The sequence below is a fragment of the Thermoanaerobacterium sp. R66 genome, assembly GCF_028895185.1.
GTDB lineage: Bacteria > Bacillota > Thermoanaerobacteria > Thermoanaerobacterales > Thermoanaerobacteraceae > Thermoanaerobacterium.
Genome location: NZ_JAEUWW010000001.1, coordinates 149357 through 163525 on the forward strand (window position 1 = coordinate 149357; position 14169 = coordinate 163525).

Genomic DNA, 14169 nt, shown 5'->3' on the forward strand with positions numbered 1-14169 from the left:
AGGAGTGTCACAGATGAAGTTTTTAACAACTATTTTACCGTTTTTGTTTCTACTGTTGTGCCCATTAATGCATTTATTTATGATGAAAGGTATGCATAGTCATAATCACAGCCATGAACAAGATAAAGGCAATAGGCAAATCGAAAAACCTGAGGATGACGCAACAGAATAGGTATTGTAACATACCTGGTGAAATTCATACCAGGTATGTCGATTATATATAGATTTCTTAGGGGGATATTGATGAAACGTAAGATGACTATTTTTCTAATTATCATTTTTATTTTTGCATCTGTTTTTAATTATGGATATTCATCTAATTTAACTGACAATAAAAAGAGACTTGAAGACTTAAGCATTCAAAAACAACAAACTCAAAAAAAATTGAGTGAAAATTATCAAAAACAGCAATCTGTAAAAAAAGAACTATTAGACATCGACAAACAGCTATCAGAAACTCAAAAAGAATTGATTGAAAATCAGAGGAAATTATACTCAATTGAGCAAAAAATAAGTGAGACACAGAAAGAACTAGATATAGCTCAAAAAAGATATGACTCTCGTAAGAGTTTGTATAAAGAGAGGATAAGAGCAATATATATGAGTGGTGATGCAGGATATATTGAAGTTTTATTGGGTTCAAAAAATTTTATCGATTTTATATCACGACTTGATAATATAAAAAAATTAATGGCTTTTGATATAAGAATTTTAAATGAAATAAAAAACACTAAAAATTTAATAGCGAAAAAAGAAGAAGTCTTAAAAGAAGAAAAAAATAATTTGCAATATGTTACAGCTCAAGTGGAAGAGAGAAAGAAAAGGATACAAGTTGCCATGGTATCAAGAAGTGGTGTCTTGAGAGACCTTGAAAGACAACAAAAAAAATATGAGGAAGATCTTGAAGATCTAGAAACTGCATCAAAGCAGGTAATGGATATCATAAGAGCTCAAATTGGTTCGACAAACACGAATAATAGCAATGTAAAATATGCCAATGGAAAGTTGGTATGGCCTGTACCAGGATATTACAGTATAAGTTCACCATTTGGATATAGAATACATCCTGTTTACAAGACAAAGAAGTTACATACAGGTATAGATATACCTGCACCATATGGAACAATTGGTGTTGCAGCTGGTGATGGGACAGTCATATATACCGGATGGATATCAGGTTATGGAAATTCTGTGATAATCGATCACGGTGGAGGTATATCTACATTGTATGCACATAATTCCTCTATATTAGTTTCAAAAGGTAAAAGTGTAAAAAAAGGCGAACCTGTTGTAAAACTTGGGAGTACTGGACTTGTTACAGGTGTTAACCTTCATTTTGAAGTTAGGATAAACGGTACACCAGTTGATCCAGAACCATATGTAAGATAAAGAAATAATAAGATTATTATAAATAACAGCAAAGGATGGGTTAGATGATTCAAGAGAAGGGAAAAAGCAAATTATTGCTTTTGTTTGGAATTAGTTTTTTATCCATATCAATGTTTATATATCAAGTAATATTGACAAGGGTTATTTCTGCTATTTTTACATATCATTACACATTTATAATAACCTCATTTTCAATTTTAGGACTCGGTATTGGAGGAATAATTGCATATAGACAATTAAAAAACAATAAGACAAATAATCAATTTTTAAAGGACAACTTAATTAAGAAGATAGTATTGATGCCAATTTCATATATATTTGTTCTAGGATTATTTTATATATTACCGTTTTCTATCAATATATTAGTATATATTATACCTGCGATGGTACCTTTTATAATAGGTGGTTATATTTTATCATCAATTTATAGTGAATTTAGTGATATAAGCAATAAATTGTATTTTGCAGATTTGATTGGTTCTGGACTTGGCAGTATTTTAGTTTTATTTTCACTTAATTATTTAGGTGTTATAAAATCAATCATATTGATATCTATAATCTCATCTATTGCTGTAATATTCTTTGTAAATTTTTTATCTAAGAAATACATAATTGCATATGCAGTGTTAGGTATGTTTGTTGTGTCAATTTTTGTGCCGCAAAATTATATTAGTGCGTTGGAGAAAAACTTTGGCAGCATAATTACAAGTAAATTAAAAACATTTGGTAGCATAATTAGTTCGGGAGATAAAGCAGAGATTGTATACACTAAATGGAATGCTTTTTCAAGAACGGATGTTATAAGAGTCGACAACGATCCGAACGAGATGATTGTAACAATTGATGGAACGGCAAGCTCTCCTATGTATAAATTTGATGGTAAAGATGGCAGTTTAGACATATATAAAAAAGATGTAGAATATTTACCATATACATTTGGCAAAAAAGATAATGTATTAATAATTGGCCCTGGCGGAGGTAGGGACATATTGTACGCTCTTGCTGGAAAAAGCAAAAATATAATAGGTGTTGAAATCAATACATCTACTATAGATGCTGTTAGGCATTTCAAAGATTTTAATGGTGATATTTATAATAAAGCTAATGTTAAGATTTATGGTGAAGATGGTAGATATTTTATTAATAGATCAAAAAACAAATATGATATTATCTATTTATCTATGGTAATGACTAGTTCAGCTTTACAAACTGGATACGCTCTCAACGAAAATTATATATATACCGTTGAGGCATTAAAAGCTTATATAGATCATTTATCACAAAATGGCAAGTTAGTATTTTTAGCTCATGATGAAGAGGATATGAGTAAAATTGTAGCAACAGCGATTGGTGCATTAAGCAGAAACGGTGTTTCAGTAGAAGAAGCCACAAAATATATAGCGGTTATAAACAAAGATTCTACAATGACTCACAATCATGGTGGCAATTCACAAATAGATAGTCCATTGGTAATCATTAAAAATAAGCCATTTACAATAGATGAGAGTAACAGACTTGAGATGGAAGCAATGGCTGGGAACAATAAACCTTTATATATCCCAAATTCATTTGAAGTTGGTCCTCTTTTTCATCTTGAAAAAGGGCATTTAACGTTTAATAACTTTTTAAGAGGTTTTCCATTTATTATTAAACCAGCCACAGACGATAAGCCATATTTTTACAATTTTAACAACAATGCATTAATGCTGTTAATAATACTTCTCTTAGTAGTTCTGTTAGGTATATATTTATTGTTTAGACCTATGTTAAAGCAAAAAAACACTGCGAAGGCGCTAATTTATTTTGGCGCTTTAGGAACAGCCTATATGCTTATTGAGATATCATTGATACAAAAATTCATTTTGTATTTGGGACATCCAATAACATCATTTACCTATGTCCTTGCCGCGTTATTAGTTGGAAGTGGTATTGGCTCTATACTAGGCAATAATAGTACATTTAATAAAGATAAAAAAATATATATGCCACCATTTATTGTAGCGGTAATAAGCATAGTTTTTGTGGAGATATTAGACGTAATATTTAAATATACTTTCAGTTACAATTTGATAAATAAAATAATCATTTCATCAATATTAGTTATGATACCAGGCTTTTTTATGGGTATGCCATTCCCAAGGGGAATCAGATTATTAGGTACGGGTGATAAGAATGTTATACCGATTGCTTGGGGTATCAACGGTGCAATGTCAGTAATCGGTTCGATTCTATCTGTAATAATATCTATGATATTTGGCTTTAAAATAACATTGATAACCGGTGCTATTATATATGGTTTAATATGTTTATATAATAGAGACAGATTGATTTTATGACAGGAAACACGTGTAATAAGCAGAAAAATCGCACTAACATCTAATTTAATTGTATGTTAATTTTGCACATAAATTTTCTATAATTGAAATTAAAATAATAGTTAAGGTTTCACAAGATCTTCACATTTCTGAGGTAATATTAGAATATAAAATTGTAAAGGAGAGATTAATTATGAGTTTAGTAAAACGCATATCTAATATTTTTAAAGCTAAGGCAAATGACATAGTAGAAAAGATGGAGGATCCTGAAGACACTTTAAATTACTCATTAGTAGAGATGAGAGAAAATTTATCTAAAATAAAGAAATCTATGCTAGATGTGGCAACATTAAAGAAAAAATTAGAAAATGAATTAAGCGACATCAATATTAAAATATCAGAATACGAGAAAAATGCTGAATTAGCTTTAGAAAGCGGTAGAGAGGATTTAGCAAAAGCATCAATACAAAATAAAAATGATTTAATAGAAAAAAAGACAAATCTTGAATCACAGATAAAAAGCATAGAGGAGCAGCTTAAGAATATAGAAAAAAGTAAGGAACAAATGGAAGACAATTTAATAAAATTACAGAGCAAAAAAGAAGAACTTATTACTATGAAAAAAGTATCGGATGCACAGGTAATGATAAAAGAAACGTTGACAGGTATTGCAAATGATACAACTGATTTAGGTGAAAGAATAAGAAATGCAGAAGAAAAAATTAAAGAAAAATATGCAAAATCACAAGCTATTGATTATATGGTTGATGCAGGCATGCTTGATAACATATTAGATGATGAAGATAAAGTAGAAAAAGAATTAAAAGAAATTGAAAAGCAAAAAAGAGCTGGAGAAGAATTTGAAGAACTTAAAAAGAGAGTAGCTGCAAAAAATCAAGCAATTAAGGAGTGAGTTATAATGGGATGCGGCGGAAGAGGTTTTTATAGGTTCTTTGACTTAATTGATGATTTTGGATGCTGCGGAAATAAAGGATTCTATCATGAAAGACATTACGAATATGACAAATACGATGAGATGATAACTGTAATAGATAGATTGTACGCAGAGGGTAAAATAGATACTGAATACTACCAAAGATTGAGGAAGGAAGCTGCAATTGGCAATCTAACAATGGACGATTTAATGAGAATTGAGATAAATAGCCAAAAGAAATTAAATCGTGAATACAAAGATATGGATCCCGAATTAAAAAAATATTATGATAAATTAAATCAAATTGATAAGGCCAAAGAAGAATCAGAGAAGATAAAAAATGATTTATTATCAGAGATTGAGAATTTGAAAAGAAAATCTGAAAGCCTCGAGAAAGCTGCAGAAACGATGATTTCTGTAGACGAGGCTTCAACAAAAGATTATATTAAGGAAAAAATAGAAATTGAGAGTAAAATATCGACTCTTGAAAAGAGAAAACAAGATCTTGACAAAGATATTTCTGATATGGACGAACTTAAAAATGAATTAAATCTTAAAATCCTTGAATTAAAATCATTAAAGCAAAGAGAGAGGCTAAATGACCTAAAATTTGATATAAAGGGTATGAATAAATAGAACTCTAAAAGGGTTCTATTTATTATTGCAGTATAAGGAAATATATTATATAATCTAATTGAGAATGAATTTCAAAATCACAAGAAGACTGTAAAAGTCAACAAAATTCACATTTCTCATGTTGTACCAAGTTTCAGAAAAACTAATATAGAAAGGGTGCTTATATGTCATTAAATGAAAATGAACTTACACTATCCAAAAAACTTGAAGGATCAAAAAAGAAAAAATCTGCTATTTTATTACTACTTGCAACAATAGGCCCAGGACTCACTGTTATGTTAGCAGATACTGATGCAGGATCTATTATAACATCGGCACAGTCAGGTGCTAGATGGGGTTATAGCTTGTTGTGGCTGCAATTTTTGCTTATACCAATTCTGTATTTTGTGCAGGAACTTACAACACGTATTGGGATAACAACGGGTAAAGGTCATGGTGAATTGATCAAGGAAAAGTTTGGTGCAGGTTGGGCATGGTTTTCAGTTTTAACACTTGTGGTTTCTGCTATAGGTGCTTTAGTTACAGAATTTTCTGGTATTGCTAGTGTTGGCTTATTGTTTGGTATACCAAAGTGGATAAGCATATCTCTTGCATCAATTTCTTTAATATTAATAACAGGCTTTGGACGTTATACTATTGTTGAACGCATAGCTATATTTATTGGACTATTTGAATTAAGCTTTATACCAGCGGTTATACTGGCACATCCCGATACTTCATCAATAATAAATGGGATTATCGGACAGAAGCCTTTCTACGATGAATCTTATAGACTTCTTATAGCAGCAAATGTTGGAGCCGTAATAATGCCTTGGATGATATTTTATCAACAAGGTGCTGTGATAGATAAAAAATTAACTGAAAAATCAATAAGATTTAGCCGCATTGACACTGCTGTCGGTTCAGTTGTAACTCAGATAATTATGGCGGTTGTACTTATATTAACGGCAGCAACTATTGGACGGATAAATCCAAATGTTTCACTTACGAATATTCAGCAGATTGCTGATTCACTTATACCATTTGTAGGTCAGGTTGGTGGTAAAATTCTATTTTCGGCTGGTATTATTGGTGCTTCTTTGATAGCAGCTGTCGTTGTTTCATTGGCAACTTCATGGTCTCTAGGTGAAGTTATGGATTTTAAGCGAAGCCTTAATTCATCATGGAAAGAAGCTCCAATATTTTACGGTTTATATGCTGCAGGTATCATTATTTCCGCCATTATCGTCTTATCAGGAGTACCCCTTGTTACATTGACAATTTCAGTTGAAATAATGAATTCATTGCTTTTGCCAATTGTTCTCGGATTTTTGATAGCGCTTGGATGGAAGGCATTACCTGAAAAGTATAAATTGAAAAATTGGGAAAAAACCATACTCGTAATAATATATGTACTTGTATGTTCTTTGGGAATTTTTACATTATTTCAGATATGATTATAGATGCGAATTAACTATGTATAAAAAGGAGCCATTTGGCTCCTAAATTAAATTACTTTTGCTGTCCATTAATTTCATTTTTTAATGAATTTGTGCATGCATTTAACATATTTTGTGCATCTTTTTCATCTATATTTCCACCCATCATATTTTGCACATCTTTTGCTGTCAGGCCTTTCATGTAGTTATACATCGCATTATAGTTGAAATTTGAACCCATCATGTTAAAACCATAGCCGTTATTAATTGTATCGGCTTTTGCTCTTAATGCAGGTATTTGCGTAAATGCTATAGCACCTATTATTAGCACACCTGCAAATATAGCTATAACTTTCTTTCTCATTTAAAATTCCTCCTTGTTTTTTTTATTGTGATTTTATTATACAATGCAATTATAAAGATCTTATGAAGATTGAGAAATTTTTTATAGAAATTTTTTATTTCACATATCGACTTTTTTATTTGCCTGCAATTATAAGTTTCATTATGTCAAGAGCCAGATTTTCTTCTTTAAGTATTTTAAATCCTGAAATCTTCAAATTTTTTACAGTATCTCTATTTATGTTTGCACCCCATGTGTTTACTGTAAGAGGATTGAGGATATCCATTAGTGTACCTAAGATTAGTTTTTTGCTTCTTACGTGCTCAAGCATAAAAAGCTTCCCATCATTTTTTAATACTCTTTTTAGCTCTTTTAATCCTTTTATAGGATCCGGCACAGAACAAAACACACAGCTTGTTACGATAGCATCAAATGTATTATCATTAAACTCAAGGTTTTCTATATCCATTACTCTAATATCGACATCTTTGCCATACCTTTTGGCTTTATCTTTTGCTATTTCTACCATTTTAGGTGAAAAATCAATACCATAAATGTTTTTACCTTCAGGATAATATAAAATATTACTGCCAGTGCCAATACCTGCTTCAAGTATAGTGTTTCCTGAAACCTCGGACCAAAGCATCTTTCTCCACTTTTTACCGCCTGAAGACTCCATAAGGCTTTCCATCAGATCATAATATTTTGCAATTCTTTCATATCTTCTTTTAATAATTTCAGTTCTATTCGCTGAGCTTCCCATATTGAATCAACTCCTTCATGTAATATTATACCTTAAATCTTAAAATGCATTATTAACGATAGTATCAATAAATGCTTATACTATTTTCGGATTTGGTAAGTAATATATTAAAAGCTGTTGAATTATATCAACAGCCATTATTGTGCGACTTATTTGTTTTCAAATTCCTTTGCACAGGTTTCACTACAGAAATAATATCTTTTTCCATTTATAACTTTTGTTATGGCTTTATCAGCGGGTATGTGCATGCCACAGACAGGATCTTTTACCATTTCTATATTATTCATGTTATTATCTCCATGATGATGTTCCATATTTCCATTTTTCTCATAAGTGTGATCATTATGGTTGTGACCGCCGCAACATCCCATGCCGCCTTTATTCATTAAATACATTATCCCGATGAATAATAATATATATAATATAGTACTCATGTTATCCCACCTTTTATAATTTATCCTTATTTTATAAAATATTAAATTTACATTCCAAAGGGAAGCTTATAAGGTATTATCTTATTAAGAATACCAACTATATAAGAGTATCTATCAGTTAAAAGAAGGATTCCGAATATAATCATAATTGTACCCAAAATATTTGATATTGTTCTCATATATTTACTAATCTTAGTTAATCCAAAAAGTATTTTATCCATAAATAATCCAACAAGTATATATGGCACTGCAAGACCTATAGAGAATATAAACATGATGAGCATTCCTGATGCAGCAGAACCGGTACTTCCCGCATATATTAATATCGAATATAAAATAGGACCTATGCAATGAGAGCATGCAAATGCGAAAAACAGACCTATCAAAAAAGCTTTGAAAGTTCCAGTTTTAATTCCAAATATCTTATTTTCAGGTAGATTTATGCTTTTGAAATTGATATTTATAACCCCAAGTAGGTTTAGGCCGAACAAAATCACGAAAATACCGCCTATAATATTTAGTAAATATAAGTAGTTTTTAAATAATGATGCAATCCATCCTGCTGTACCGCCTGCAATTGTAAAAACAATTGTAAATGCAAGAATAAATGCAAATGTGCTTGATATGACATTTAATTTAATTTTTTTGTCTTTTATATTTTTAAGCTCTTCAATTGATAAACCTGTTATTGTTGTAAAATAAACAGTTATCATTGGAATAATACATGGCGATATAAATGATATTATACCTGCTATAAAAGCTATAAAGTACATTAAAATCACCTCATCTAAGCTCATTAGACTGCCATACAAACTCTCTTGTATTCGCACCGCCTATATTTTTTATGACTAATTTTATCGATTTTGTTGAGTTATCAAGGATTTTTTTTCCATTGATGTTATTTTCAACACTTAATATGCCTGATACATGATGACCGGAACCTTCTTCTTTCCAATTGAATCCATCTTTTATTGATAATCCTTTATCATTTACTAATTCTACGGATTTTGATAAATTAAGATCTGATAAATCCATCGAATGATTGTTTAACATCACCTGAAATTTAAGTATTTTATCACCTTGTTTATTTGGATTTAGAAACATTACATCTATGGAAATACTACCTTCATTATTTGTTTTTATGTTTGAATTTTCTGCTACATTGTTGTTATATGTACCATTTGGTACAGCAGTTGTGTTTTTTCCAGCACCTCCTTTTAAGATTATTGGAATTGATATTGCCGATACAATAATAACAGTTGCTAAAAGAATGATTAAAATTTTTTTCATACTTGTATTCCTCCTTTATTCACGTCTACTGCAAAAATCGTGCCAATTTTATTTGATTAGCTCTACAGTTTATTTCGCATCAGAAGCCATAGGTGTTTCTACATTTATTACTTTCAGCAATAGTAAACTTCATTAAATTGGCATAAAAATTGCATGAGATTATTAATGTACACCTTCACATACAATCTAGGATCTATTGTTATAGATCCAAATTTTTTAAAGGGTGATTAATTATGAGAAACTGGTTAAATAATTGGTATTTATCATGTGGGTCTGGTATCTACAATTTTATGGATTTATTTATATTGGCAGGTATTTTGACGATTATTGTAATAACTGTTTATGGTGTTAAGAAGTATTTAAAAAATAGATATTACTGTAAAGTGTGCGGGAATAAAATTGAAAAGGACTGGATCACATGTCCTTATTGTGGTAGAAGTCTAAAGAGGTGATAATTATGTTATTAATATTTATAGTAGCCGTAATATTTTTAAGCTTAATATTATTTGATGAAGATAATAACAATAAAAAAGATGCGCGATGCCCTAATTGCAATAGCAAAGTAGGAGAAAATGATATATTTTGTGCTGTATGTAAATCGAGATTAATGGTAAATTGCAAAAGTTGTGGTAAAATAGTAAATGCAAGATGGTCTTATTGTCCATATTGTAGTAAATCATTGAAGTAGGTGTTTTAAATTTGGTTTATAGCAGTGATAAAATTTTTATTGCAGTAATGACAATGGCAATTGCCTTTTTGCATTACTTTACTAAAGCAACAGCAATAGGATATCATGAGTTTTATACTTTATTATATTTTATACCGATTGTTTATTCAGCTTTTAAATATAGATTAAAGGGAGGGCTTACAGAATCTTCAGTTGTAGCAGTACTTTATTCACCACATCTAATGATTTATATGGGCAAATTCACAATTGATATTGTAAATCAATTTATAGAAGTTGGGTTGTTTTTTGCTATAGGTATTATAACAGGTACTCTTGTAGAAAAAGAATATAAAGAAAAAAAGCTTCTCGAAAGCCAGCTTAGGAAAACAGCTTATATTGAAGACTATTTAAATAATATTTTAGAGTCAATCGTTAATGGTGTTGTAGCAGTCGACAAAGCTTATACTATAACTGCTATAAATGGATATGCGAAAGATTTAATGGATATTAATTCTGACATAATTGGTGCATTTATATACAAAATTATTCGAAATGGCGAGGTTTTGAAAAGAAAAATTGATGAAGTTCTAAAAAATAAAAATTTAATAAGAGGATTTGAATTTGACATTGAAACACTTTTAAACAATAAGAAACCCGTCAGATTACACATATATCCGTTAAAAAGTGAGATGAAATTTGACGGTGCTGTATTGGTTTTTGAGGATTTAAAGGAAGTTAAGGAAATGGAGAAAATAATGAGAAGAGCTGATAGGCTTTCAGCGCTTGGAGAAATGTCAGCGGGCATTGCTCATGAAATAAGAAACCCTCTTGGTATTATTAAGACAATCGCACAGACAATTTTATCTGAATCAAAACAAGACGATAAAGAAGGTCTTGAGATAATAATTGGGGAAGTTGATAGAGCGGACAATGTAATTAAAGGGTTGCTAAATTTTGCAAAGCCAGAGTCTATTAATAAAGTAAGCAAAAATATTAATAATGTTTTAGAAGAAACTATTAATATTATAAATAAATACTCCATAAAAAGTAATGTTCAAATAATATTTGATAGATTGCCTGATGTTGAAGTACTTGTCGATGATACATTAATAAAACAAGCATTTATAAATATAATGATTAATTCAATACAGGCCATGAGTACTGGTGGAATATTACATTTATATGGCAATAAGGACAGCGAATTTTTAAACATCTATTTTGAAGATACAGGAATTGGCATCGAAGATGATAAAATAGATAAAGTATTTAATCCTTTTTTCACAACTAAAAGTGAGGGAACCGGCCTTGGATTATCCATAACTCATAGAATAATAGAGGAACATGGTGGTTATATATCATTATCAAGTATCGTTGGCGTAGGGACGAAGGTTTTGGTAAGGTTACCACTTCTTTAAGAATAATTGTTCGATAAAAAGAAAGGAATGCAGGTTAAAATGAGACATATTTTAGTTGCAGATGATGAGAAAAATATGAGATGGGCTTTGAAAAAAGCACTTTTTAATGATGGATATGTAATTGATGAAGCTGAAAATGGTGCAGTAGCTTTAAATAAATTTGAAAGCAGTATATATGATCTCATTATACTTGATATAAAGATGCCTGAGGTAAATGGCATAGATGTTTTAAAAACAATTAGAGAAAAGGACAAAGATATACCTGTAATTGTCATAACAGCGTATGGTGAAATAGATACCGCTATACAAGCGATAAAACTTGGTGCTGTAGATTATATTCAAAAACCCTTTGACATTAACGAACTGAAGCTAACAATAGGAAAAGCACTGGAGATTACAAATTTAAAAGAAGAAGTGAAGTTTTTGCGAGAAGAACTAAATGGCAAAGAATTTGATATAATAGGTGAAAGTTCTAAACTCAAAGATGTTTTAAATATAGTTAAAAAAGTTGCACCAACAGATGCGACTGTTTTATTACTTGGTGAAAGCGGTACAGGTAAAGAGCTCATTGCAAAGGCAATACACAATTTAAGCAAAAGAAAAGATGGGCCATATATAAAGGTCAATTGTGCGGCATTACCGGAGAATTTACTTGAAAGCGAATTATTTGGCTATGAGAAAGGTGCATTTACAGGTGCACTATCGCGTAAACCTGGCAGATTTGAAAGGGCTAACGGCGGCACCATATTTCTTGATGAAATAGGCGAAATATCACCCTCTATTCAGGTTAAAATGCTGAGAATTCTCCAGGAGAAGGAATTTGAAAGGCTTGGAGGCATTGAGATTTTAAAAGCTGATGTAAGGGTTATTGCTGCAACAAATAAGAATCTTGAAAATATGGTTAAAGCAGGTGCTTTCAGAGAGGATTTGTTTTATAGATTAAATGTAGTTCCGATACAATTGCCACCTTTAAGAGAAAGAGTCGAGGATATTCCAATTCTTATTGATTATTTCTTAGATAAATATAGTAAGAATCTAAGACTTGAAAAATTTAAAATAGACAAATCTGCAATGAAGTTTTTAATGGAGTATTCTTGGCCAGGGAACATTAGAGAGCTTGAAAATTTAGTTGAGAGAATGCTGATTTTAAATCATGGATCTGTTATAAAGAAGGAAGATCTACCACTTGGATCAAACAAAATGATAAAAGATGTTGATAAAATTGTCTTACCTCCAAATGGGATTTCAATCGATGAACTTGAGAAAAATCTAATAGAACAGGCACTTGAGAGAACGGGCTATAACCAGACAAAAGCAGCAAAACTTCTTGGGCTTACAAGGCATACACTGATTTATAGGATGGAGAAGTATGGGATTAAGGAGCGTAGAGATAGTGACTAAATATGATAAATTTTTAATAGTATTTCTTTTAATAATTTCTGCCTCTAGCTTATTTCTTTTACCGAAAATAATGGCTAATAAAATCACTACTATGAATAATGTAGAAATTAAGGTAAATGGGAAATTAGTAAAAACAGTAATAGTAAATCGTAAGTCGCAACCCCAATATATAAAGTTTAAGTTTGGCAAAGCAACAGGCATTATAGAGACGAAAAATGGCATGGTAAGAATGCTTCCAATGGATAAAAAAATATGCCCGCAGGGCATATGTTCAAAAACGGGATGGATAAAAGAGTCATACCAATCAATTGTTTGTCTCCCAAACAAAATAGTTGTATCATTTAGTAAAAGCAATACCGATGTTGATGGTATAGTATATTAAGGTGATAAACTGATAATAGGAAGTTTTGCAGAAAATTAAGTGAATAAAAGAAAGCGCTGTATATCCGCTTTCTTTTAACAGTAAAAATAATAGAAGATAGACTATTTGCTATCTTGACTTAAATGTTGTACATTCAGTTTCTGCGCTGGTCTTTGCTGTCGGGGTCTTTGGATTTACTTCGATTGATTGTGCATGGCATCTCATATCTTTCCAATATGTGCATGTGTTAACACCGCATTTTACTACGCTTTCTGCATTCATTAAAAACACCTCCAATTGATTTTAATCAAAATTATTATTTGCATATAGGATGTAGTTATGCATAAACTTATGAAAAGTTATCAAAATAATATTGACATAAACATATCGGAATTATATAATAACATTAAAGATACCTATAGGGGGTATATTAAGTGTTCATGTAATGTGATAAATTTTTAGGAGGTGGGAATATGCAGATAAGCTTTTTATACTTCGAAGGATGTCTTAATTCAGATTCAGCATTAAAATTGTTAAAGGAGGTTTTATCAGAAAAAAATATTAAAGAATGATATAGACATAATAAAAATAGAATCTCAGGAAGATGCATATAGATATAAATTTTTAGGTTCGCCATCAATTCATATCAACGGAGAAGATATTGAAAAAGAGAGAAGGAATGATGAACCTCTTTATGGTTGTAGGGTATATAAAACTATAGATGGATATTCAGGTATACCTTCAAGAGAAATGATATTATATGCCATTAACCAGGCTTTAATTCAATAATAAATTAAGGAGAT

At 30.5% G+C, this 14169-nt stretch carries 18 protein-coding genes; 12 read left to right on the forward strand and 6 right to left on the reverse strand.

Annotated elements, in window-relative coordinates; all coding sequences use genetic code 11:
* Positions 1-13 precede the first annotated feature (13 nt).
* From JJQ93_RS00650 to JJQ93_RS00675, 6 genes are all read left to right on the forward strand, one after another.
* Positions 14-172: a DUF2933 domain-containing protein gene (locus tag JJQ93_RS00650; protein ID WP_013297257.1), complete on the forward strand. Its 159-nt coding sequence runs from the start codon at positions 14-16 to the stop codon at positions 170-172.
* A 71-nt stretch (positions 173-243) separates the two neighbouring features.
* Positions 244-1389, forward strand: a complete 1146-nt coding sequence (locus tag JJQ93_RS00655; protein ID WP_013297258.1) for a murein hydrolase activator EnvC family protein — start codon at positions 244-246, stop codon at positions 1387-1389.
* Positions 1390-1433: 44 nt separating this feature from the next.
* Complete coding sequence (locus JJQ93_RS00660; protein ID WP_274892391.1) at positions 1434-3725, forward strand: spermine/spermidine synthase domain-containing protein; 2292 nt, start codon at positions 1434-1436, stop codon at positions 3723-3725.
* 172 nt (positions 3726-3897) lie between these two features.
* Complete coding sequence (locus JJQ93_RS00665) at positions 3898-4617, forward strand: PspA/IM30 family protein (protein WP_094397663.1); 720 nt, start codon at positions 3898-3900, stop codon at positions 4615-4617.
* A 6-nt stretch (positions 4618-4623) separates the two neighbouring features.
* Positions 4624-5274: a coiled-coil domain-containing protein gene (locus tag JJQ93_RS00670; RefSeq protein WP_274892392.1), complete on the forward strand. Its 651-nt coding sequence runs from the start codon at positions 4624-4626 to the stop codon at positions 5272-5274.
* A 164-nt stretch (positions 5275-5438) separates the two neighbouring features.
* The gene (locus JJQ93_RS00675) at positions 5439-6710 is read left to right on the forward strand and encodes an Nramp family divalent metal transporter (RefSeq protein WP_274892393.1); all 1272 of its coding nucleotides are present in this window, start codon (positions 5439-5441) and stop codon (positions 6708-6710) included.
* A gap of 55 nt (positions 6711-6765) precedes the next feature.
* Here the strand turns inward: JJQ93_RS00675 and JJQ93_RS00680 are convergent, their stop codons facing one another.
* The 5 genes from JJQ93_RS00680 to JJQ93_RS00700 form a co-directional block, all read right to left on the reverse strand.
* The gene (locus JJQ93_RS00680; protein ID WP_013297263.1) at positions 6766-7056 is read right to left on the reverse strand and encodes a hypothetical protein; all 291 of its coding nucleotides are present in this window, start codon (positions 7054-7056) and stop codon (positions 6766-6768) included.
* A gap of 115 nt (positions 7057-7171) precedes the next feature.
* Complete coding sequence (locus JJQ93_RS00685) at positions 7172-7798, reverse strand: class I SAM-dependent methyltransferase (RefSeq protein ID WP_192401295.1); 627 nt, start codon at positions 7796-7798, stop codon at positions 7172-7174.
* A 149-nt stretch (positions 7799-7947) separates the two neighbouring features.
* Entirely contained in the window at positions 7948-8232 is a 285-nt protein-coding gene (locus JJQ93_RS00690) for a YHS domain-containing protein (protein WP_274892394.1), read from the reverse strand.
* Between the two features lie 47 nt (positions 8233-8279).
* Positions 8280-9029: a cytochrome c biogenesis CcdA family protein gene (locus JJQ93_RS00695; RefSeq protein ID WP_274892395.1), complete on the reverse strand. Its 750-nt coding sequence runs from the start codon at positions 9027-9029 to the stop codon at positions 8280-8282.
* On the reverse strand, positions 9016-9522 hold the full coding sequence (locus JJQ93_RS00700) for a hypothetical protein (RefSeq protein ID WP_013297267.1): 507 nt from the start codon (positions 9520-9522) through the stop codon (positions 9016-9018). Before JJQ93_RS00700 ends, JJQ93_RS00695 begins: the two co-directional genes overlap by 14 nt.
* Positions 9523-9755: 233 nt before the next feature.
* On the opposite strand from JJQ93_RS00700, the gene JJQ93_RS00705 reads away from it, so the two are divergent.
* The 5 genes from JJQ93_RS00705 to JJQ93_RS00725 are packed head-to-tail and all read left to right on the forward strand — an operon-like array spanning position 9756 to position 13387.
* Entirely contained in the window at positions 9756-9974 is a 219-nt protein-coding gene (locus JJQ93_RS00705) for a zinc-ribbon domain-containing protein (RefSeq protein WP_274892396.1), read from the forward strand.
* 5 nt (positions 9975-9979) lie between these two features.
* Positions 9980-10210 carry a zinc ribbon domain-containing protein gene (locus JJQ93_RS00710; protein WP_274892397.1) on the forward strand — a complete coding sequence of 77 codons (231 nt, stop codon included), beginning with the start codon at positions 9980-9982 and terminating at the stop codon, positions 10208-10210.
* A 53-nt stretch (positions 10211-10263) separates the two neighbouring features.
* Positions 10264-11604, forward strand: coding sequence for a two-component system sensor histidine kinase NtrB (locus tag JJQ93_RS00715; protein ID WP_274892398.1), 1341 nt, complete (start codon positions 10264-10266; stop codon positions 11602-11604).
* A 39-nt stretch (positions 11605-11643) separates the two neighbouring features.
* Positions 11644-13005 (forward strand): sigma-54-dependent transcriptional regulator, encoded by a 1362-nt coding sequence (locus JJQ93_RS00720; protein WP_274892399.1) that lies wholly within the window; start codon positions 11644-11646, stop codon positions 13003-13005.
* Entirely contained in the window at positions 12974-13387 is a 414-nt protein-coding gene (locus JJQ93_RS00725; RefSeq protein WP_094397670.1) for a NusG domain II-containing protein, read from the forward strand. The genes JJQ93_RS00720 and JJQ93_RS00725 overlap by 32 nt, the downstream gene beginning before the upstream one ends.
* A gap of 108 nt (positions 13388-13495) precedes the next feature.
* Here the strand turns inward: JJQ93_RS00725 and JJQ93_RS00730 are convergent, their stop codons facing one another.
* Complete coding sequence (locus tag JJQ93_RS00730) at positions 13496-13648, reverse strand: DUF1540 domain-containing protein (protein ID WP_013297273.1); 153 nt, start codon at positions 13646-13648, stop codon at positions 13496-13498.
* Between the two features lie 306 nt (positions 13649-13954).
* Between JJQ93_RS00730 and JJQ93_RS13065 the strand changes: the two genes are divergently transcribed.
* Positions 13955-14155: a hypothetical protein gene (locus JJQ93_RS13065; protein ID WP_503010256.1), complete on the forward strand. Its 201-nt coding sequence runs from the start codon at positions 13955-13957 to the stop codon at positions 14153-14155.
* Positions 14156-14169: the final 14 nt, after the last annotated feature.

Bases quoted from the DNA above. Each gene is read 5' to 3' on its own strand.
- JJQ93_RS00650 (WP_013297257.1), top strand. From the start codon at position 14: ATGAAGTTTTTAACAACTATTTTACCGTTTTTGTTTCTACTGTTGTGC.
- JJQ93_RS00655 (WP_013297258.1), top strand. From the start codon at position 244: ATGAAACGTAAGATGACTATTTTTCTAATTATCATTTTTATTTTTGCA.
- JJQ93_RS00660 (WP_274892391.1), top strand. From the start codon at position 1,434: ATGATTCAAGAGAAGGGAAAAAGCAAATTATTGCTTTTGTTTGGAATT.
- JJQ93_RS00665 (WP_094397663.1), top strand. From the start codon at position 3,898: ATGAGTTTAGTAAAACGCATATCTAATATTTTTAAAGCTAAGGCAAAT.
- JJQ93_RS00670 (WP_274892392.1), top strand. From the start codon at position 4,624: ATGGGATGCGGCGGAAGAGGTTTTTATAGGTTCTTTGACTTAATTGAT.
- JJQ93_RS00675 (WP_274892393.1), top strand. From the start codon at position 5,439: ATGTCATTAAATGAAAATGAACTTACACTATCCAAAAAACTTGAAGGA.
- JJQ93_RS00680 (WP_013297263.1), bottom strand. From the start codon at position 7,056: ATGAGAAAGAAAGTTATAGCTATATTTGCAGGTGTGCTAATAATAGGT.
- JJQ93_RS00685 (WP_192401295.1), bottom strand. From the start codon at position 7,798: ATGGGAAGCTCAGCGAATAGAACTGAAATTATTAAAAGAAGATATGAA.
- JJQ93_RS00690 (WP_274892394.1), bottom strand. From the start codon at position 8,232: ATGAGTACTATATTATATATATTATTATTCATCGGGATAATGTATTTA.
- JJQ93_RS00695 (WP_274892395.1), bottom strand. From the start codon at position 9,029: ATGAGCTTAGATGAGGTGATTTTAATGTACTTTATAGCTTTTATAGCA.
- JJQ93_RS00700 (WP_013297267.1), bottom strand. From the start codon at position 9,522: ATGAAAAAAATTTTAATCATTCTTTTAGCAACTGTTATTATTGTATCG.
- JJQ93_RS00705 (WP_274892396.1), top strand. From the start codon at position 9,756: ATGAGAAACTGGTTAAATAATTGGTATTTATCATGTGGGTCTGGTATC.
- JJQ93_RS00710 (WP_274892397.1), top strand. From the start codon at position 9,980: ATGTTATTAATATTTATAGTAGCCGTAATATTTTTAAGCTTAATATTA.
- JJQ93_RS00715 (WP_274892398.1), top strand. From the start codon at position 10,264: ATGGCAATTGCCTTTTTGCATTACTTTACTAAAGCAACAGCAATAGGA.
- JJQ93_RS00720 (WP_274892399.1), top strand. From the start codon at position 11,644: ATGAGACATATTTTAGTTGCAGATGATGAGAAAAATATGAGATGGGCT.
- JJQ93_RS00725 (WP_094397670.1), top strand. From the start codon at position 12,974: ATGGGATTAAGGAGCGTAGAGATAGTGACTAAATATGATAAATTTTTA.
- JJQ93_RS00730 (WP_013297273.1), bottom strand. From the start codon at position 13,648: ATGAATGCAGAAAGCGTAGTAAAATGCGGTGTTAACACATGCACATAT.